The organism is Bacillus sp. FSL K6-1145, from assembly GCF_038003425.1.
Classification (GTDB): Bacteria; Bacillota; Bacilli; order Bacillales; family Bacillaceae; genus Bacillus; species Bacillus pumilus.
The window spans coordinates 2,361,096-2,381,133 of the sequence record NZ_JBBOPC010000001.1 but is presented as its reverse complement, the minus strand read 5'-3'; the positions used below and the strand labels follow the sequence as shown (position 1 = coordinate 2,381,133).

At 38.3% G+C, this 20,038-nt stretch carries 22 protein-coding genes and 2 pseudogenes; 18 read left to right on the top strand and 6 right to left on the bottom strand.

The genetic code is table 11. The features are described from left to right. Window positions 1–5: 5 nt before the first annotated feature. Window positions 6–632 carry a uridine kinase gene (gene udk / locus MHH41_RS12050; RefSeq protein ID WP_024427878.1) on the top strand — a complete coding sequence of 209 codons (627 nt, stop codon included), beginning with the start codon at window positions 6–8 and terminating at the stop codon, window positions 630–632. Window positions 633–702: 70 nt separating this feature from the next. Here udk and MHH41_RS12045 read toward each other — a convergent pair whose 3' ends face one another. Next, entirely contained in the window at window positions 703–1,458 is a 756-nt protein-coding gene (locus MHH41_RS12045) for a site-specific integrase (RefSeq protein WP_340866385.1), read from the bottom strand. Window positions 1,459–1,610: 152 nt separating this feature from the next. Here MHH41_RS12045 and MHH41_RS12040 point away from each other — a divergent pair. Next, window positions 1,611–1,766 (top strand): annotated as a pseudogene (locus MHH41_RS12040) (DUF5776 domain-containing protein); the annotation flags it as partial. 584 nt (window positions 1,767–2,350) lie between these two features. After that, entirely contained in the window at window positions 2,351–2,851 is a 501-nt protein-coding gene (locus MHH41_RS12030; RefSeq protein ID WP_137054925.1) for a hypothetical protein, read from the top strand. Window positions 2,852–2,896: 45 nt separating this feature from the next. Here MHH41_RS12030 and MHH41_RS12025 read toward each other — a convergent pair whose 3' ends face one another. The 3 genes from MHH41_RS12025 to MHH41_RS12015 all read right to left on the bottom strand — a co-directional run bounded on the left by MHH41_RS12025 (window position 2,897) and on the right by MHH41_RS12015 (window position 4,770). Further along, the gene (locus tag MHH41_RS12025) at window positions 2,897–3,076 is read right to left on the bottom strand and encodes a hypothetical protein (protein WP_335355692.1); all 180 of its coding nucleotides are present in this window, start codon (window positions 3,074–3,076) and stop codon (window positions 2,897–2,899) included. 71 nt (window positions 3,077–3,147) lie between these two features. Further along, the gene (locus MHH41_RS12020; protein WP_226803765.1) at window positions 3,148–3,978 is read right to left on the bottom strand and encodes a hypothetical protein; all 831 of its coding nucleotides are present in this window, start codon (window positions 3,976–3,978) and stop codon (window positions 3,148–3,150) included. A gap of 132 nt (window positions 3,979–4,110) precedes the next feature. Continuing rightward, complete coding sequence (locus MHH41_RS12015; protein ID WP_340866384.1) at window positions 4,111–4,770, bottom strand: hypothetical protein; 660 nt, start codon at window positions 4,768–4,770, stop codon at window positions 4,111–4,113. Between the two features lie 974 nt (window positions 4,771–5,744). Here MHH41_RS12015 and greA point away from each other — a divergent pair. From greA to MHH41_RS12000, 3 genes are all read left to right on the top strand, one after another. After that, window positions 5,745–6,218 (top strand): transcription elongation factor GreA, encoded by a 474-nt coding sequence (gene greA, locus MHH41_RS12010; RefSeq protein ID WP_003216248.1) that lies wholly within the window; start codon window positions 5,745–5,747, stop codon window positions 6,216–6,218. A 50-nt stretch (window positions 6,219–6,268) separates the two neighbouring features. After that, window positions 6,269–8,011: a peptidoglycan D,D-transpeptidase FtsI family protein gene (locus MHH41_RS12005; RefSeq protein ID WP_226803763.1), complete on the top strand. Its 1,743-nt coding sequence runs from the start codon at window positions 6,269–6,271 to the stop codon at window positions 8,009–8,011. Window positions 8,012–8,078: 67 nt separating this feature from the next. After that, window positions 8,079–8,744, top strand: a complete 666-nt coding sequence (locus MHH41_RS12000) for a YrrS family protein (RefSeq protein ID WP_340866383.1) — start codon at window positions 8,079–8,081, stop codon at window positions 8,742–8,744. A 35-nt stretch (window positions 8,745–8,779) separates the two neighbouring features. Here MHH41_RS12000 and MHH41_RS11995 read toward each other — a convergent pair whose 3' ends face one another. After that, entirely contained in the window at window positions 8,780–8,983 is a 204-nt protein-coding gene (locus MHH41_RS11995; RefSeq protein WP_034620637.1) for a YrzA family protein, read from the bottom strand. Between the two features lie 186 nt (window positions 8,984–9,169). On the opposite strand from MHH41_RS11995, the gene MHH41_RS11990 reads away from it, so the two are divergent. The 7 genes from MHH41_RS11990 to MHH41_RS11960 all read left to right on the top strand — a co-directional run bounded on the left by MHH41_RS11990 (window position 9,170) and on the right by MHH41_RS11960 (window position 13,847). After that, window positions 9,170–9,811, top strand: coding sequence for a class I SAM-dependent DNA methyltransferase (locus tag MHH41_RS11990; RefSeq protein WP_226803762.1), 642 nt, complete (start codon window positions 9,170–9,172; stop codon window positions 9,809–9,811). Between the two features lie 15 nt (window positions 9,812–9,826). Next, on the top strand, window positions 9,827–10,522 hold the full coding sequence (gene mtnN / locus MHH41_RS11985; RefSeq protein WP_050943689.1) for a 5'-methylthioadenosine/S-adenosylhomocysteine nucleosidase: 696 nt from the start codon (window positions 9,827–9,829) through the stop codon (window positions 10,520–10,522). Between the two features lie 46 nt (window positions 10,523–10,568). Beyond that, on the top strand, window positions 10,569–11,492 hold the full coding sequence (locus MHH41_RS11980; protein ID WP_217012246.1) for a PLP-dependent cysteine synthase family protein: 924 nt from the start codon (window positions 10,569–10,571) through the stop codon (window positions 11,490–11,492). Between the two features lies 1 nt (window position 11,493). Next, the gene (locus tag MHH41_RS11975; RefSeq protein ID WP_284906821.1) at window positions 11,494–12,642 is read left to right on the top strand and encodes a bifunctional cystathionine gamma-lyase/homocysteine desulfhydrase; all 1,149 of its coding nucleotides are present in this window, start codon (window positions 11,494–11,496) and stop codon (window positions 12,640–12,642) included. Between the two features lie 72 nt (window positions 12,643–12,714). Then, on the top strand, window positions 12,715–12,945 hold the full coding sequence (locus tag MHH41_RS11970) for a YrhC family protein (RefSeq protein WP_284906822.1): 231 nt from the start codon (window positions 12,715–12,717) through the stop codon (window positions 12,943–12,945). Window positions 12,946–13,390: 445 nt separating this feature from the next. After that, the gene (locus MHH41_RS11965) at window positions 13,391–13,525 is read left to right on the top strand and encodes a YrzI family small protein (RefSeq protein WP_012010698.1); all 135 of its coding nucleotides are present in this window, start codon (window positions 13,391–13,393) and stop codon (window positions 13,523–13,525) included. A gap of 160 nt (window positions 13,526–13,685) precedes the next feature. After that, a complete protein-coding gene (locus MHH41_RS11960) occupies window positions 13,686–13,847 on the top strand; it encodes a hypothetical protein (protein WP_159037603.1) in 162 nt (53 codons plus the stop codon). Between the two features lie 43 nt (window positions 13,848–13,890). Here MHH41_RS11960 and MHH41_RS11955 read toward each other — a convergent pair. Next, a pseudogene (locus MHH41_RS11955) lies at window positions 13,891–13,974 on the bottom strand (YjcZ family sporulation protein); the annotation flags it as partial. Between the two features lie 308 nt (window positions 13,975–14,282). Between MHH41_RS11955 and MHH41_RS11950 the strand changes: the two are divergent. From MHH41_RS11950 to MHH41_RS11930, 5 genes are all read left to right on the top strand, one after another. Continuing rightward, complete coding sequence (locus tag MHH41_RS11950; protein ID WP_335365449.1) at window positions 14,283–14,885, top strand: class I SAM-dependent methyltransferase; 603 nt, start codon at window positions 14,283–14,285, stop codon at window positions 14,883–14,885. Window positions 14,886–15,305: 420 nt separating this feature from the next. Then, window positions 15,306–16,520 carry a formaldehyde dehydrogenase, glutathione-independent gene (gene fdhA / locus MHH41_RS11945; protein ID WP_050943691.1) on the top strand — a complete coding sequence of 405 codons (1,215 nt, stop codon included), beginning with the start codon at window positions 15,306–15,308 and terminating at the stop codon, window positions 16,518–16,520. 198 nt (window positions 16,521–16,718) lie between these two features. Beyond that, window positions 16,719–17,663, top strand: a complete 945-nt coding sequence (locus MHH41_RS11940) for an ABC transporter ATP-binding protein (RefSeq protein WP_284906824.1) — start codon at window positions 16,719–16,721, stop codon at window positions 17,661–17,663. 19 nt (window positions 17,664–17,682) lie between these two features. Continuing rightward, a complete protein-coding gene (locus tag MHH41_RS11935; protein WP_284906825.1) occupies window positions 17,683–18,849 on the top strand; it encodes an ABC transporter permease in 1,167 nt (388 codons plus the stop codon). Continuing rightward, on the top strand, window positions 18,842–19,963 hold the full coding sequence (locus tag MHH41_RS11930; protein WP_284906826.1) for an ABC transporter permease: 1,122 nt from the start codon (window positions 18,842–18,844) through the stop codon (window positions 19,961–19,963). Before MHH41_RS11935 ends, MHH41_RS11930 begins: the two co-directional genes overlap by 8 nt. The last annotated feature ends 75 nt before the right edge of the window (window positions 19,964–20,038 follow it).

Genomic DNA, 20,038 nt, shown 5'->3' with positions numbered 1-20,038 from the left:
GGCACATGAGGAGTAAACCAGTTGTCATTGGGATTGCTGGCGGCTCAGGTTCAGGTAAAACGAGCGTCACCAATTCAATCTATGAAAAATTTAAAGGACATTCCATCCTCATGCTTCAGCAAGATTTATATTACAAAAATCAAAGTCATATGCCATTTGAAGAGCGTCTGCTTACGAACTATGATCATCCGCTCGCATTCGACAATGACCTGATGTTTGAGCATTTGGAACAGCTCTTAAGGTACGAATCCATTGAAAAACCAATATATGATTTCAAGCTCAACACACGTTCAGAAGAGACTGTCCATGTTGAACCAAAGGATGTTATCATCGTTGAAGGCATCTTTGCACTAGAAGACGAACGTCTAAGAGACTTAATGGATATTAAACTGTATGTCGATACAGATGCAGATCTTCGCATCATTCGCCGCATTTTACGCGATACGAAAGAAAGAGGCCGTTCAATCGATTCTGTGATTGAACAGTATGTATCTGTTGTCAGACCCATGCATAACCAATTCATTGAACCGACAAAGCGATACGCTGACATCATCATCCCAGAAGGCGGCCAAAACCATGTGGCGATTGATTTAATGGTGACAAAAATTCAAACGATTCTTCAAGATCGTTGATTTAATAGGGTGTAATCAAGTGAGCAAAGTGTAATTAGATGACTTTGCCCACTTTCTGCCCACAAATATTCTAAAAAATATCATTTGCTATTGCGTTAAACTGTATAACAGATTCTATTTTTGTTTCACGCATTACGTGCGAATAGACATCAAGAGTGGTTTTGGAGCTAGAGTGTCCCAAGCGCCTTTGTGCTTCTTTAAGGTCTATTCCTGCTGCAAATAGCAAAGACGCATATGTGTGTCTAAGATTGTGGGGTGTTATTTTTGTAACACCCGCCTTTTTTATATAGGTGGCCATTCTATAATTGAAGTTTCGAGCCGGTTCAGGCATTCCAGAATTATCAGCAAAAACGAAATCTTCATCTTTGTATAGTTCGCCCACATCATTCTTTACTTGTTCCTGAACGTTCTTTAAAATCCTTAATTGCATTATGACTTGAGGTGGCACAGTTACATTTCGAATAGACGATTCAGTTTTGGGACTGAGTAATTCATAATTACTCTTTAAATCTTTTTCTCTAAAAAGAGTGTATCTCACTTTAATCTCCGATTTTTTAAAGTCTACTTTATCCCATGTCAATGCAACTGCTTCACCTATCCTCAAACCCGAATAAATGAGCAGGAGAAACATAGCTAAATCTCTGGGACGCCCTTTTCTGCTGACAACTTGAAGGAATAGTTTTATTTCTTCTTTCTCCCAAAATTTCATATCCTTTAAATCTTCATCTAATTCCTCTACTTTTTTCTCTTTTGCCTTTTTCGGAAGATTCACGGCATGAATTGGGTTATCCTTAAAGTAAGAATCTCGCACAGCTTCACTGATCATCATATTAAAAACTTGATGAATATTAGTTCATGTGTTTTTAGCATACTCTGGTGCGATCTTATAAAACAAGCCCTAAAAAGGAAACGGCACCAAAAGGCGTTAAAATGACCGTAGTGAAGCCGAATGCTGACGGGTGACTATGGGTCTATGATAAGCCGAACTGGTCAGCAAAGCACAAAAAAGTAAAGCCGGGTGAAGCATTTACGATTGATAAGTCCGTTACGGTCAACGGGTCAAAAATGTATAAACTGAAATCAGGTCTTTATATCACAGCTGCATCTAAATATATTGAAGTTAAACAGAAGTAAACAGAGAAGCCCTTCCTTATTGGAGGGGCTTTTTTGTCTTTATTCAGTTACCACAAGTTCACCTATATATTTTCGAAAACAAGCAGCAAAAGGAGGTTTTCACCTATTATGTGTCATGATTCTTATTGCTTATTTTTACATAAATATTGGAAAGTGAAAGGATATTTGCGATAATAAATTGAAATCACGTTGAATAGTGATTAAAAGTCAGCGTGTGGACTGTTTGATTTTTCTCTGAATTAGGAGGTGAACTATAATGAATGGCATAGATATATTGGAGAATGTCTCGAAAATTGGTCAATTAATACTGTTGTTATCTGGTTATGCTCTTCATCGGCGATTGTCGAAATTAAAAAAGGAACGTCCTCTTACAAAGTACGAGAGTTTTCTGAAAGTATTCGTAATGCTTGGTATATATGCTTGGGCGCTATCATTCTTCCTTCTATTTATGTGGGGTTAACACCCAACTATTATGTGTCACGATATGTCGATTTTTGTCATAAGAGATTAACTCTCTATTAAAACCCTTTATTTTCTAAAAATGTATTATAAAGTTATTTTGAAAACTTAAAGGGGGTTTTAATATGAAGAGATTATTATTTTTCATGTTAGCATTAGTTCTGGCTGTAACTGCATTTGCGCCAGCTGCTGCCGCAAAGACACAAAGCACAAAGGGATTAGAAGGTTTGACAGAAGAACAAATCGATAAGTCTTTAAAAGAAATTGAATACATTTTCACAAAGATTATCGTTTCTGAGAAAAAGGGCTTCGTTATTAATGACGAAGAGCTTGCAAAGTCACCTTACTCGGCTGAAGTGAAAGATGGAATGGTCGCTTTTGCAAAATACATGAATCAAGAAGTGACTACAAAAAGTAACACAGTAACTCGCTGTGTCGAGGATGCAATTGGTGTCGCTAAGGGCACATTAAAGCATCTGCAAAAATCAATTGAAAAGGGAGATTGGATATCTGTATTAGGCGCTCTTGCAGTTATGAATATAGCAATTAAGCCGCCTATATTATTCGCATTCATGCTAGTTTGTGGTGCACCAGTAGCTAAAATTGCTCCTGCTCAATATGAATAAGATTATTATGTGAAATTGGCCGTCCACCTGGGCGGCTTTTCTCTTTTATTTAAACCTCCATTCCTTCTTCTCTTTATCCCATTTTAATTTATTTCTTGATATAAGGTTCTTAACCGCCTTACGGATCGCCGGCTCTTTCCTCTTAAGGTCATCCATCGAGGGATTCTTTCTGAATCTGCTCATGTTATAGATGATTCGATAAAGTTTCCTTTCAAGATCGGTCACGGCGTACCTCTTGTAAAATGGAATATATGTTCGATTATAAGCGGAAATAAATAGCCCTTCAAGTCGAAGGACTATTTCAGAATGGTTGATTTGCTTTTAATTATCATGTTATCCCCTGATCGTTCGTAGGAGAATTTGGCTGCGCTCTTATCGCTTTTGTATGGCACTTTCCAGAATACGGATAACTGCGAAATTGAGTCATTATCCGATCCAATCTTAGCAGCTAGATCTTCACTAAACATTTCCGTCATATTATAAGAGGTTTGAGCAGAATTCTTTGCATCAAATGACAAGTGAACAAGAGCAATTAATTTATTTGGCTCACTCGATCCCATATCTTCATTAATTTCAATTTTTTCAATTGAGGCAGTAGTGTAATTATCTTCTACAATAGATTCAATTTCATATTCAGCATCACTTTTCAAAGATTCTAATTCATCTTCTTCACCTGCTACTTCTGACTCGTATACCTGTTCGGAATCTGTTTCATTGTGCTTTGTCAGCAAACCACTTTCAAATTTAGAACTTAGTCGATCATCTTCAAATATTAAGTCTGCCGAGGCATCATTTTCAATTCCTTTTTCCCCTTCATATTCCCAAATGAAATAATTATCTTCTTTTATTTCTTCTGATCTAGCGGAACCACCAACAATTTTCTTAACTTCTTTAGGAGTCATACCTTTCTTTAATTGATTATATTTTTCAGGAGTTATTGATGCTATTTCTGAGCTTTCATATTTCCAAATAAATGAATTCAAAAATGATATTGATAACAATATAAGAAGACAAGTAATAAAAACGCCTTTTCCTACTTTCCTTGATTTCGAGAAAATTAATAGAATAAGTCCTACACAAATTCCTATAATCATTAAACCGGCAAATATTGAAATGAAAATTCCCATTTTGTTCCCCCTAAGAATGGCGCTCTTTTAAGTAAATAACCATTATATAACAATAAAGGAATTTATGAATGGTTTTCAACGAAATCTTCAAATATGATGACCACTCTTCAAGATCAGTCATGATGAACTTCCTTAGATATCAAAACTTACTTCTTTTCCATAGACGATTGCATCAGGCTTGTTGTTGTCATTCTTTAATACATCTTCGGCTTTTATTCTAATAGCCCTCTCATTTTCATTTACAGGAATCCAGACCATGTTATTTTCCAATTTCGATTCTGGCAACATTTCTATAGATGATGGATTTGGTAATCCCATATATAAATTAAAATCTAAATTTACTTGGTGTTTTCCCTGAGTGACAGCAGTTCTAAATCCTCTCCAAGAGATTTGATCTTTACCTGTGTTTTCTGTTTCATAAAGGATTTGGGCATAAGTGAATTTATTTAGTTTCCCATCGAAATGTTCCTCCAATTCAGCTTTGAAATTATCAGTAAGATCGGTGACTGTAATAACTTTTATATTGTGGAAAACGATTTTCAAATCACCTATTCGTACCTTTTTATCACTTATATCTTTTACATTGTTTAAAGTGACTGTTCCGGTATCAGGGTCGTTTAAACTGTCACCAACTTTATCTAATGTCTTTTTATTGCTCTTTTCTAAGTTGTTATTGGAATTATAGCTTTCACTCTCTGTGGTTGTTGTCCCGCTTTCTTTTGAAGTGGTGTTGCATCCACTTAACAATGTAATACATAATAATAGGAAGAAACACGATTTTATGTGATTCAATATAAACCCTCCATAACAATTATTTTCCATATTAGTTTACCATAATATCCATAATTGAAGTTTAAAAACAAAGGGTTTTTGAAGAGTATGAATCTAAAAACAGTATTCAAAAAGATTTCTGTTGCAAAATTTGTCTCTGCCCACAGATTGCCCACAAAAAAATATAATTGATCTAAAAATAATGAAAATAACAACATAGTGGAACAGGGAGAAACTCTGAAAGCATTGGGTTTTAGTTGATTTCGTTATCAATAAATAACATATCAAGACCATTGACTTAATGGTGACAAAAATTCAAACGATTCTTCAAAACCGAGCAGAGTAAATGGTGGAGGAGAAAAAAACCTTTACTTGTAAAGTCTTTTCAGCATCATAATAAAGAGAATAAATACCATATTTCACTTGTTTCTAAAAGTAGAAGCTGCTTAAATATTTTAAGAAGTAACACTTTGAATGAAAGATTTGATATGATAGGAAAACAATGATGTGAAATAGATGTAGAAAAATGTCGTTTTCAAGCTGAATATTGAAGTGGTTTCGATTTTGTAAAAGTATATTAAAAAAACGACAAACAAATCATCACAAATTTTCAAACAATTCTTGATCAAAAAGCAATTATGTAATAATATAGCATAGACATATCGTACACTGACCATATTATGTATTGGGAAGATGGAGAATGGATAAGCTATTCTTCTACATATGATCGAAATGGCGAACGAGGTACAGGAGCTTCCTGTGCCTTTCCACAGTTTGTGCGATAAGATAGATCATCTTTTGACCGCTGCGGATGGTCCTATCTGAGAAAAGGCATAATAGTTGCATCTAAAAGGGACGCCATGTAAGATGGACTTTTACAAATATGGGACAGAAGGAATGAGGGCATGAAGAAGTCCTCATTCTTGTATATTTCAGTCGTCACTCACGTGCAGAAAGTATGTATGATGAGGATTAATAGAAGGAGTGAATGATTCATGGCACAAGAGAAAGTATTTCCAATGACAGAAGAAGGAAAACGTAAATTAGAAGAAGAGCTTGAACATTTGAAAACGGTTAAACGTAAAGAGGTTGTAGAGCGTATTAAAATTGCTAGAAGCTTTGGAGACCTCTCTGAAAACTCGGAATATGATTCTGCTAAAGAAGAGCAAGCGTTTGTAGAAGGGCGTATCACTACGCTTGATAATATGATTCGCAATGCCAAAATTATCGAAGATGAAGGAAACTCAAATATTGTCTCACTTGGTAAAACAGTCACTTTCGTTGAATTACCAGACGGAGAAGAAGAGTCTTACACAATCGTCGGAAGTGCAGAAGCTGATCCGTTCGAAGGAAAGATTTCAAACGATTCACCAATTGCAAAAAGCCTATTAGGCAAACAAGTAGACGACAAAGTAACCGTTCAAACACCTGGCGGAGAAATGTTCGTCCAAATTGTAAAAATTTCATAATCACGTTTATACGATAAACACCTCGTCCACAATAGGGACGAGGTGTTTTTATGCGCAAAAAACGTAGAATTCAATGGACAGGTGCTATTATATTTATACTGCTGCTTGGTCTTCTCATCAGACTGGCAGAAATTCAACTGTTTTTCACAGAATCTTTTTCAAAGCTTGATATCAATTTAATACAAGAAAGTGTCAAACAGCGTACAGAAGAAGTGGTCATTTCAGATGGCCGCGGTGAATTTTTAGATCGAAACGGCGAGGCGCTTCTCACAAAAGAACAGCCTGCGGTGATCTTATTTCCTTTTCTGCAATATGATCTTCCTCATTTAAAACAAACCGCCTCTATTCTTGAGATGGAAGAAGATGAACTCAAAAAACAGCTGACAGAAACCAAAAAACCTCTGATTCTCAAAGATGACATCACGAAAAAAAAGCTGAAAGACATCAATGATATGAAATATTCAGGTGTGTACGGCGTATATATGAAAGAGAAGGACAAAAAAAGACTTGCCCTCCACACATTAGGCTTCACGAGCGAGAATCCAGAATTGCTCAGAAAGCGTTATCCTGACAAAAAAGAGCTTTCCATCCGTACAGAAATCGGCACTTTTGGGCTGGAAAGTACCTTTGACGAATTTTTATTACCCGAGCAAGACACAAAATTGTTATATCATGTGGACGGAAGGGGAAACCCTTTGTTTGGGATGGACGTCAAATATACAGCAGAGGCTCATTCATTTTATCCTCTTCAAGTTCAAACAACAATTGATGAAAACATGCAAGCTGAAATGGAGAAGGTACTGAAAGACCAGGGCGTCGAAAAAGGCGGGGCCGTTCTGCTCGACATTGAAAGCAGCAGTGTGCTGGCGATGGCAAGTATGCCAAACGTCACAAGCAAAAACCGGCATGAAGCAAGAAATTACATGCTGACTGCCATGGCACCAGGCTCTGTCTTTAAAACCGCTGTACTTGCCGCAGCAATCGAAAAAAACCTCGACCAGCCACAAACGATGTATGACTGTCGAAAGAATTTATATGGAGAGCCAGAAGGAACGCAGGAAGTGCTGAATCTGTCTGAGAGCTTTTCGCAGAGCTGTAATTATACCTTTGCAACACTTGCTGACAAGCTGATCCAAACAGATGATCAAATCATTGAAAAGACGGCTGCAAAGCTTGGACTCATTGATCGAGCTGGCTGGGAAGGGGATGTCTATCATAAGCAGCATTTCAAACAGTTTGATCGTGAAGAAACCGGCAATGTGTGGGGGGATAAAAGAGACAAGCATGTTAAAAAGGCTATTGCCCAAACCGCAATAGGGCAAAAAAATGTCAAAACGACTCCTTTGCAAATGGCCAATATGATGGCGTCGATTGCAAGAGGCGGAGAACGAAAAGAAGTGAAAATCGCTGAAAAAGTGCTGTATCAAAACGGAACAACGATGCTAACCTTTCAAAACAAACGACCAGAAGGGGGCAGTATTGACCGCTATACAGCACAAAAGCTGCAAAAGTACTTAAGGCAGGTGGTGACGTCTGACAAAGGAACAGGAAGAAGGTTTCGAGACCTTCCATTTGATGTGGCGGGGAAATCAGGCACTGCCCAAACTGGCAGTAAAGATAAAAAGGGGAATCCGCTTTATCATAAGTGGTTTGCTGGATACTTTCCGGTGGAAAAACCAAAATATGCTCTTGTCGTTGTTCACCTTGATGAGACAAGTGGGCGGGCTAAGACAAATGATGCGTTTTATGATATTGTAAAAAAGGTCAACGAAATTGAAAAGAAACAGACATAGAACATCCCTTCATGTCATGTTAAAATAGTAACGACTTAGGGAACAGAGGCAAAGGAGTGCAGAGATTTTGAGTAGAAATTCTCGATTTGAACATCGTGATAAGCGCAGAAAGGCCAATATGGTGCTTAACATATTAATTGGTATCGTTGTGGTGCTTATTTTGGTGGTCGCAACGAGTTTATTAATTTTTAATAAACCGAAAGACACAGATGTAGCGAAAGAACCATCTAAAACAGCGCCTGCATCAAGTGAAAATAAACAAAAATCAGATGAAGATGTGAAAGATCAAAAGAAAGACACATCCGATGATTCAGATGCAAAAAAAGATGACTCATCTGATCAAGACGACGATGCGAAGAAGTCAGATGATGAAAAAGAGCCTAATAAAGATGCGTTAAAAGACGCCAAAGAAACAGATGGCGGCAAAACGAGTGACGTAGACAAAACATACGAAAGCGATGACTGGGAGCCTGTAGGAACAGAGCAATCCGGTTCACATACAGCAACCTATGATTCTAACTCAAAAGACTGGAAAGAAATGATGAAAGCCATGTCCTATGCAACGGGAATTTCAGAAGATCAAATGACAGTTCTTTGGTTAGGAAATAACGGAGGCCCTCAAGATGCAAAGGGAACCATCCGTGACAAATCAACAGGCGAACGCTACCGCGTGGAAATCACATGGGTAGATGAAAAAGGCTGGAAACCTGTAAAGGTTGAAAAATTAAAATAAACATGAAAAAAAGATAGCAGCCATGCTATCTTTTTTTAGATATTCGCCTTAAAATGAACAACCGCTGTATACAAAATTCGGTCATCGATCACAGTCGTTTGATGACTGACAGAATGAACGGTCAGCAAGATTGCCTGATTATGTTCAATTTGTTTTTGGATCTTTTGTTCAAGTTCTTTTAAAGACGATGCTTCAAAGAATTCAATTTTATCCTTTAGAAAATCCAACTGGAAATCCATTTGATTCACCTCTCCATACTCTTCATTCATCTTAATCTCTCTCCTCTAAAAGAGCAAATATTTTTCTACCCCTCCCAGTATTTTTTAGTAGGAAAGAAACTGAACATGTGGTAGGATAGGAACTGTTCGACGGATTAAAACATACTATACGCATAGGAATAAATAGATAAAGTGGAGGAAAAGAAAATGGGACGTGAGTTTCTTTCTTTATTTGATCATTGGGCTGACTCTTATGACGACACGGTAAGTGGTCATGATGAGCAGTATGAAGAAGTGTTTCGCCGGTATCCGGTTATTTTAAAAGAAATTGTTCTGCGTGCAGGTCAAGATGTTCTTGAGTTTGGAAGCGGCACGGGGAATTTAACAGCGGCACTGCTCGCAGCAGATAAGAACGTATTTGGCGTTGAACCATCAGACGCCATGAAGAAAGCGGCTCTTCAAAAGGGAATACCCGATGTGTTTCATGATGGGGATTTTTTATCATTTCCAGCGCCGCCATTTGAGCCGGATACAATCGTCAGTTCATATGCTTTCCACCATTTAACGGACGAAGAAAAAAAACAAGCCATTCACACCTATAGCAACATCCTTCACTCAGATGGTAAAATAGTCTTTGCTGATACAATGTTTCAAAATCAAGCAGCACATCAAGCTGAAATTGACAAAGCGAAAGCGGCAGGGTTTGATCAGCTTGCTGAAGATTTAGAAACGGAATATTATCCATCCATCGATGTGCTAAAGCAAATCTTTGAAGAAGAAGGTTTTAGTACGTCCTTTCATCAAATGAATGATTTTGTTTGGATCGTAGAAGCGAAGAAAAGGGAATGAAAGGATGTTTTTGATTTGAAAATCGCAGTCATAGGTGCAATGGAAGAAGAAGTGACGATATTAAGAGATCAACTAAAGAATGCTACACAAGAAAACATCGCTGGGTGTGAATTCACAACAGGTGTTTATGAAGATAAAGAAGTGATTTTATTAAAATCAGGGATTGGAAAAGTGAATGCAGCGGTCAGCACAACACTTCTGCTTGACCGCTTTCAGCCGGATTATGTGATCAATACAGGATCAGCTGGCGGTTTCCATCACACATTAAATGTAGGGGATATTGTCATCTCTACTGATGTTAGACATCATGATGTGGATGTCACGATCTTTAATTACGAATACGGACAAGTACCAGGATTGCCAGCTGCTTTTGTTGCAGACGAAAAGCTTGTGAAGCTGGCAGAGGAATCGGCTTTAGAGATCGATCATATACAAGTGGCAAAAGGAACGATTGCAACCGGAGATTCATTTATGAATGATCCGGATCGTGTAGCGTTTGTGAGAGAGAAGTTTCCAGAGCTATATGCGGTGGAAATGGAAGCCGCAGCCGTTGCACAAGTTTGCCAGCTCTTTGGAACGCCATTTGTTGTCGTTCGAGCGCTATCTGATATTGCAGGGAAAGAATCCAATGTCTCATTTGATCAATTTCTTGAGCAAGCAGCGATTCACTCAACCGACCTTGTCTTGCGTATGATAAAGCAAACTCAATAAAAGAAGGGGATTCCCCCTTCTTTTCCATACAAAGGAAGGGAATCATATGGCTGTCATAAAGGATATTACAGAATTAATTGGCCGCACACCGCTTTTAAAACTGTCAGGAATCGGCATCCCGGAAGGTGTAGAGGTATATGCAAAGCTTGAAATGATGAATCCGGGTGGAAGTATTAAAGATCGTTTAGGTGATATGCTCATAAGAGAAGCATTGGCATCTGGCAAATTGCGCCCTGGTGGAACCATCATTGAAGCAACTGCTGGAAACACAGGAATTGGGCTTGCCCTCAGTGCAAGAAAGCATCAATTGCGGACCATTTTTTGCGTACCAGAACATTTTAGTCAAGAAAAACAACAGCTCATGAAAGCGCTCGGTGCAGAGATTATTCATACACCAAGAAAAGAGGGCATGAAGGGTGCGATTGATCGAGCCCTTGAACTAGAGGCAAGCCTTGACAATGCCTATTGCGTTTTACAATTTAAAAACCAAGTAAATCCATTGACTTACTATAAAACACTTGGCCCAGAATTATGGTCCGATTTGCAAGGAAATATCGATGTATTCGTGGCAGGAGCGGGATCTGGCGGGACTTTTCAAGGGTGTGCTGCCTATTTAAAAGAGCAGCATCCTGCGTTAAAAACAGTTGTTGTCGAACCAGAAGGATCGATTTTAAATGGAGGAAATCCGGGTCCGCATAGAACGGAAGGAATCGGCCTTGAATTTATCCCAGATTATATGGAATCTGCTTTATTCGATGAGATATATACCGTCAGTGATGATGATGCTTTCCAAATGGTGAAAGTAGCTGCTGAAAAAGAAGGCGTTCTCATCGGGAGTTCTTCGGGTGCAGCGTTATTTGCCGCTTTAGAAGAAGCGAAGAAGGCAGCACCTGGGACAGTCATCGTCACCATTTTTCCTGACAGCAGTGAACGGTATTTAAGTAAAGGAATTTATGAGGGAGGAAAATAAAATGAAACGAAAAACAATGATGATACACAGCGGAACAACTGGTGATGAAAAAACGGGCGCTGTGTCTGTGCCGATATATCAAGTGAGCACATATAAGCAGCCGAAAGCAGGCGAACATACAGGATATGAATATTCAAGAACTGCGAATCCAACAAGAACGGCACTAGAAACCGTCATTCGTGACCTTGAAGGAGGAGCAAACGGCTACGCATTTGGTTCAGGAATGGCTGCCATTACGGCAGTGATGATGCTGTTTAACAGCGGAGATCATATTGTCCTGACAGATGACGTATACGGCGGAACGTACCGCGTCATCACAAAGGTACTCAACCGTATTGGCATTCAAGCGACCTTTGTTGACACAAGTGATCCTGAAGCAGTGAAAAAGGCGATTTTACCTGAAACAAAAGCGGTTTACATTGAATCACCAACCAATCCTTTACTGAAAATGACTGATCTCAAAGCGATCGGCCAATTGACAAAAGAAGCCAACATCTTAATGATTGTTGATAATACATTTTTCACACCTTATTTCCAAAGGCCGATTGAATATGGGGCGGACATTGTCCTGCATAGTGCCACTAAATATTTAGGCGGCCACAGTGATGTCGTAGGCGGGCTAGTTGTAACAGCGACGGAAGAGCTTGGGGAAGAACTGCATTTTGTTCAAAATTCTACTGGTGGAATTCTTGGACCGCAGGATTCATGGCTTCTCATGAGAGGAATCAAAACGCTTGGACTAAGAATGGAAGCACATCAGCAAAATGCACAGAAAATCGCTGAGTTTTTAGAACAACATCCAGCAGTCACACGTGTTTATTACCCAGGTCTTGATGCTCACCCTGGACATGAACTTGCAAAAACGCAAGCATCAGGCTACGGCGGCATGATCTCTTTTGACATTGGAAAAGAAGAACATGTCGATGTGTTTTTAAGTCAGCTTAAGCTGTTTACGATCGCAGAAAGCCTTGGAGCGGTTGAAAGCTTAATCTCTGTTCCTGCTCGAATGACTCATGCGTCCATTCCAAGAGACCGCCGCGAGGAGCTTGGCATCACTGATGGGTTAATTCGTATATCCGTCGGGATTGAAGATGTGGATGATTTACTGAATGATATGAAGCAGGGGCTAAACGCACTAGTGAATGGATAGATTTACATGCCACTACCTTTCTTTTACTATGTTAAGCTATCAATAGACATGTTAAACAGGAAGGTGATTCAAGTGAAGAAAAAGTGGAGTGGTTTAGTGACAGATTACAAGCAGTACGCTTTTATTTTGCTTGCTGTCAGCACCTTTTTATATATTGGTACGATCATACCAAACCAACACATCGAAGCATCTCCAAAAATGCTGATGATGGGAATTGATTGTATTTTCTTATTAGCAGCTTTTCTTTGTGTGAGACGCGCGATCTTTTTTCAAAAGAAACTGCAAGAACTAGATGAAGATTAATTCGAAAAGTCTCCTCATATACGTGAGGGGGCTTTTTTGATTGTATTGGACAATCGGACAAGAATAAATGTAGAAATTTAGTCAAACACACAAAAATCATCTATTTTACTAAAAACAGGTTTACAAAATGGTGCTTGCTGGATATACTAACAAAGTAATTAAAAACGTAAAGGAGGCTGAAGAATATGTTATTCGTATCTACTTGTGAACAATTCAACCAACAATTTCATCATGTCATCAGCCTGTGGAAGAGCTCGTGTCCTTCCTTTACCTTATACGGTGCACGCTTCAAAACTGTTTAAGTAAACGAGGATTTTACGTATCATCCATTGCAGGTTGGAAGACACTGTCTTTTGATCTGCATTTTTGTGTGCCCACAGGTCAACTGACAAAGAAGATCTGCGGGCTATTTCGCGTGCTGCGAACTGAAGGGAGGTGAGCGTATATGACAATCCATTTATTTTTTATCACATTGACGATCCGACGAAAATACAAAGACATTGAAACAGTTCTTTATGAACAACAAGTCGAAACATTTTATGAAGAAATGAAGCAGAAACAACTAAAGTACATGAACTAAAATACGAAAAGAAAAATGCGAAAAGGAGGAGATTGACATGTTTATGATGCTTGCAATACTTGATTGTTATACTATGGAGAAGGACCAGGTTTAGACACGCTCCACATTGATCATCTGCACATATGATATCCGTAAAAGGAGATTGTGAGGTGATCAACGAATGTCGATGTCACCATATATGAGGTTTCCGTCAGTGGGGCACGGATATGCATCCATTCCGCATTCCTTAAAGCATGGATACGGCAATCCGTACCGAATGCAAAGAGAGCAAGAGGAAATGCTCAGACAATATATGTATCAGTACCGAGCTTATTGGTATTAAAGAAAAGGAGCAGGAAACGTTATCGTTTCCTGCTCCTTTTACATTAGCAAATCCAGCTTGCACCGATGATGATCAACAAAATGAACAGTACAACAAGCAATGCGAATCCGCCTGCAAAGCCGCCACCGTAACCACCGCAGCCTCCAGCATAACCTCCACCAAAGCCCATAATCTAGCACCACCTTTATCTAATCAAGATACATTCATAAAATATGCAGCTCATGCAGAAAACGAAATCAATCTGAGCACAATTAATGAAAACGCCTATTCGGATTAAATTTTTTGAAGTTCTGCGAAACATTTTCTGAAAAGATGCCGTCTAATCAATAACAAATGATTAGGACTAGGTCTTAAACTTTGTTAGGTGTGAGCCGATATGAAAAGTAAGAAAATTCGTAAATAGTTTTATTTACTGGTGCAAAGCAGGTGTTAACATTGATTCAAAGCTGGATTGGAAAACAAATGAGGGAACCAAAAGGCTTGTTCTCAAAATGGGTTGCCCGCTATATGGAAAAAAATCATCATAATATCAATGAATGGACGATTCAACTCTTAAATATACAAGAAAATGACCGGATTTTAGAAATCGGTACTGGAAGAGGCATGACATTATCGAAGGTAGCAGAGAAACTTGATCGCGGTAAAGTATATGGAGTGGATGCCTCTCGTCATATGATCAAATATGCAAAAAGAAAACATAAGAAGCTTGTGGAACAGGATAAAGCCGTTGTGACTCTTGGTAAAGCCGAGCATTTACCTTTTGAAGACAGATCATTCAATAAATTATTTACGGTGCAGACCATTTATTACTTGAAGGATATTGAGCAAGTCATGAAGGAAGTGTACCGCGTTCTTCAAGTGGATGGAGAAGTATTCTTATCATTCCAACAGCAGGAACTGATGAAGGAACAAAAGCAGTCACATTCTTTTTCATCGTATAGTGAACAAGAGATCAGCCGCCTATTTTCAGCGTATCACTTTAGAGAAGTTTCGGTTTATCACTATGATACATACATCTGTATCAAAGCGTTAAAATGATGAAAATATTTCCCAGGTAATGAACAAGCATTCTAAAAGAGGCTCTTCGTGAGAGGAGCTTCTTTGCGTGTCATTGAATCATGTTTGAGCGAATTAAAAAAAGTCTCTTCATCAGAAGAGACTTTTGTATATGATGTAGGCGCCAGCCAGGTGTGTAAGGAATGATAGTATATATAAGGAATTTGTTTGTCGATTAAGGATACCTGTCTGGCTTATTTATTATATCGACACCGTTCTTCAAAAGTTTAGCTTTTTTTTCAATATTTTCTTTTTTATTTGACTGGAAGATACATTTTTCTCTCCGTGATAGACATTTTTCGCTTTTTTTTATCAATTGTGCCATTTGGAGCAGGGAATTGCTTCAGAAGTAGAGAAAATTGTAGAGACTTCATTTTTAAACAAAAAGGGAGGAATGAAAATATGTCGGGAAACAAAGGTGTCGTTTATAAAGGAGCAGGAAATGTAGCAGTTGAGGATATTGGATACCCTGATTTGATTTTAAGAGATGGCCCGGGTGTACCGAAAGCCAATGTGGGGCGCAAATGTGAGCATGGCGTCATTTTAAAAGTAGTGACGACGAATATTTGCGGAAGTGACCAGCACATGGTGAGAGGTCGTACCACTGCGCCTGCAGGACTAGTCCTTGGTCATGAAATTACAGGTGAAGTCGTTGAGGTTGGACGAGATGTGGAGTTTATTCAAAAAGGAGACCTTGTGTCCGTTCCCTTTAATATTGCTTGTGGACGATGCGTCATGTGTAAGGAACAAAAAACCCATGTGTGCTTAAATGTAAACCCGGACCGTCCAGGCTCTGCCTATGGATATGTCGATATGGGCGGATGGGTTGGCGGCCAATCCGAGTACGTCATGGTGCCATATGCAGATTTCCAGCTGCTGAAATTTCCAGACAAAGATCAAGCGATGGAAAAAATACTTGATCTGACGATGCTTTCCGATATTTTCCCGACAGGTTTTCACGGTGCTTATACAGCTGGAGTAAAGCCTGGTTCGACCGTATATATTGCCGGTGCAGGGCCAGTAGGTCTTGCCGCAGCACATTCCGCTCAGCTCCTTGGCGCTTCTACGGTCATTGTCGGTGATTTGAATGAACAAAGGCTGGAGCAGGCCAGAAGCTTTGGCTGTGAGACGATCAATTTAAGAAAACATGATCGAATCGGCGAACAAATCACCAATATCTTAGGAGAGCCAGAAGTAGACTGTGCCGTCGATTGTGTCGGCTTTGAGGCTTCAGGTCATGGAGATCAAGGAGAAGCACCTGCAACCGTTTTAAATACAATTATGGATATTACCAAAGTTGGCGGTAAACTCGGAATCCCAGGGCTTTACGTCACAGAAGACCCAGGTGCAGTGGATGCTGATGCAAAAGTTGGATCACTGAAAGTGCGAATTGGACTCGGCTGGGCAAAAGCCCATACCTTTGTGACAGGCCAAACCCCTGTCATGCAATATCACCGCAGTCTAATGAAATCCATTTTAAGCGGAAGAGCACAAATCGCCAAAGCGGTGAATGCAACCGTCATTAACCTTGATCAAGCCCCTCAAGGATACAGCGACTTTGATTCCGGTGTAGCGAAGAAATTTGTCATTGACCCGCATGGGATGATTTCTAAATAATGAATCAATGAGAATAATCGAAAAAACTTACGGGAGATTATATCCTGTAAGTTTTTTTATGTTCTATTTTAAAATGACCTGTACTATTCTCCTGCAATACATCTCATGTTAAAATATATGAATTGGAAAAATTATTCTACAGTTGAAGTTCATACCAGATAATTTAATTGATATTAAATGACTAGGGAGAGGTATTGATTGCTAAACGTACACAACATCAAGAAATATTATGAAGATAAACAGGTATTAAAAGGGATAACCTTTCACTTAAAAAAAGGAGAATCTTTTGGACTATTAGGTCCGAATGGTGCGGGGAAATCCACATTGATTGGCATCTTGACAGGGCTGATTCATGCCACAAGCGGTACCATAACGATTGAAGGTATAGATGTAAAAAAAGAAACAAAAAAGGCGCAGCAAATGATAGGAATTGTTCCGCAAGAGATCGCTTTATATTTACATTTGACAGCAAAAGAAAATTTAATGTTTTGGGGGAGAATGTATGGACTCAAAGGAAAAGAGTTGAAAAGCAGAGTACAAGAAACACTTGAGCTAATTGGTCTTAAAGATAGAGCAAATGATCAAGTGAAAGTATTCTCTGGAGGAATGAAAAGAAGAGTAAATATCGGTTGCGCGATATTACATCAACCAAAACTATTAATCATGGATGAGCCTACTGTAGGCATAGATCCCCAATCTAGAAGTCATATATTAGAAACAGTTAAGACATTAAATGGAGAAGGAATGACCATTATATATACTAGTCATTACATGGAAGAAGTTGAATTTTTATGTGAAAGAATGGCCATTATGGATCATGGGTCTATCATCGCTTTAGGGGATCAGCATGAATTAAGTGAGTTTGTCGGAAATCAAAGAGAAATTGTTTTGACCATAAAATGTGAACATGGACAAAATGATATAGATCGAGTGCGTCAATTCATACATGAAGTCGACCCTTTAAAGGAAATCGACGTTCAAGGAAATCAAATGAAAATATTTGATCAACATCCTCAGCAATTATTAAGTCATCTCATTCAAGGTGTGACCGCATTAAATATTCAAATTATTTCAGCAGAAATCGTAGAACCAAATTTAGAAAATGTCTTTTTGTATTTAACTAGTAAAAATTTGAGGGATTAGACTGTTTAGAGGTGAACACATGAGCATCTGGGTTGTACTAAAAGATCTATTATTGTTTTTTAGAGATAAGAAAAGCTTTTTTACACTTTTTTTTATGCCTATTATATTGATTGCTATTTTAGGTGCAGCATTTGGAGAGAATATGAAGCAAGAAAGTGAAGTCAGCATCAATTCATTTCGTGTAGGAGTTACAGATCAAGATAAGTCCGCTACAAGTAAAATGTTTCTATCGACATTGTCTAAGAATGAGCTCAGTGACATCATTGATGTAAGGGTCATCTCCAAAGATCAGCTAGAGAAAGATTTAAATAATAGAGAAATCAAAGTGGGCATCATCATCAAGCCAAATTTTGAAAAAAGCCTATTTAATCATGAACATGTGCAATTGAATATTTTGAAAGGACCAAATTCAGCCTTACAAGAAATAGTCTTAGAAAATGTGGTTCTACAATTCTTTCAAAATTATCATATGAATCGTATTCTGATGCCGTTAAATCAAGGTGAAAAAGTGGAAATCGTTTCTCATCAACTAAAGAAGGAACTGGTGAACGAAAGGGATATTCATATGAACAACCAGCCGATCACTTCTTTCCAATACTACTCGGGCGGGATGGGTGTTCTCTTTTTATTAATGACTGTTGTTTTCTTAGTTGGAAGTATGATAGAGGAAAAAGAGGAAGAGGTTTATAAAAGGTTAGTTGTATCAAAATTAAGCAATACTAGTTACATCGTTGGGAAGTTATTGGGTATTGTTTTGATGAGTATGATTCAACTTGCGGTCATTATTTTATTTACTAGCTTTGTCTTTAAGGTGAACTGGGGAGAGCCTTTTACTGTTGTTATGATCGGATGTAGTTTTATATTAAATGCTGCAGGTTTCGGAGTGCTGATTGGTTCTTTTATCAATAGAGAAAAAACGTTTAACAGTGTGGGGATTTTAGGAACTCAAGTGTTAGCTGCTTTAGGTGGGAGTATGGTGCCCTTATACTTATTCCCACAATGGGTGATTGATATCAGCTATTTTTTACCTAATTCTCTTGCACTTCAAATGTTTTTGAAAAGTATGGCAGGTGCTGATTTTAGTGAAATTCAAAGTGGATTATTACTTAGCTGTGGGATGGGACTTGCTTTCTTCATCATTGCTTTATTAAGAATGTCTTTTGAAAGGAAGCATCACTATGCATAAAATATCAGCCATTATTGCTTTAAAGCTAAAAGAAACATTAAAGTCTCCATTGACCCTCATTTTTTTATTTGTTATGCCAATCGTATTTAGTTTTATTTTTGGAAGTACGGCATCTGATACTAAGAAACCTACAGTTGCTTTTATTCAAGAGCCCAGTCAAGATAATCTGAATCAAGAAATTTTTCAGATTCTCGAAAAGAACACCAAATTTCTTTGGGTAAAGGCGACTAAAAGTGAAGCAAAAGAATTATTATCCGATGAAAAGGCAGTTGCGTCTATTACAGTCACGAATCAATTAAAATCCCATTTAAAAGAAAATAAAGAAATTTTTGATGTGACGGTTTATAAGAAAACAGAGGAATATGCGGTCTTAGCTCCCTATTTAAAAGAGACGGCGGCCATCATTTATCAGATCAATCAAGGTGTGAAAGAGCAGAATAGCGTTTCTCTTATCAATGCACTGAAAGAATTAAACGAATCTGGCACCATTTCATTGGATGAAGACAATCTAAATAGTCAAGCAAGTCAGCACCCAAATTTAATACCACTTGGTTTTACGATCATGTTTATGATGTTTGCGATCTCAAGCTCGGTGTCGTCTATTCATTTGGAATATAAAGATTATACATGGCAAAGATTGCTTTCGAGTCCTATCCATAAAGTATACGTGTTACTGGGATATTTCATTGCTTATTTCCTTCTTGGTTGGCTACAATTAGGCGTTTTATTGACCGTCTTATCTGTGTTCTTCAACATGTACTTAGGCAATCTCATTCTCATTTTCTTGTTTGGGTCATTCGTTATTGGACTTGTAGTGAGTTTAGGTTTTATGATTGCCACTTTATCTCATACAAAGAAACAAACTGAAATCTTTAGTGCAATTATCATCGTAGGAACATGCATGTTAGGTGGTGTTTATTGGCCTTTGGATATTGTTCCAGACATCATGAAGAAGATCTCAATGGCCATTCCACAAACATGGATGATGTCTGGTTTCGGTGAAATCATGAGCGGCACCGTCAATCATTCAATCTTATTACTAGACACGACGGTTTTAGTTGCTTTTACGATTGTATTTATGATCATTGGGTTGAAAAGTATCAGGTCATATTAATCACTTTATCTTCTTCGTTTCATTCTTCCGTATACAAAAACCCCCAATAGCTCGCTTGCTATAGGGGGTTTTTGT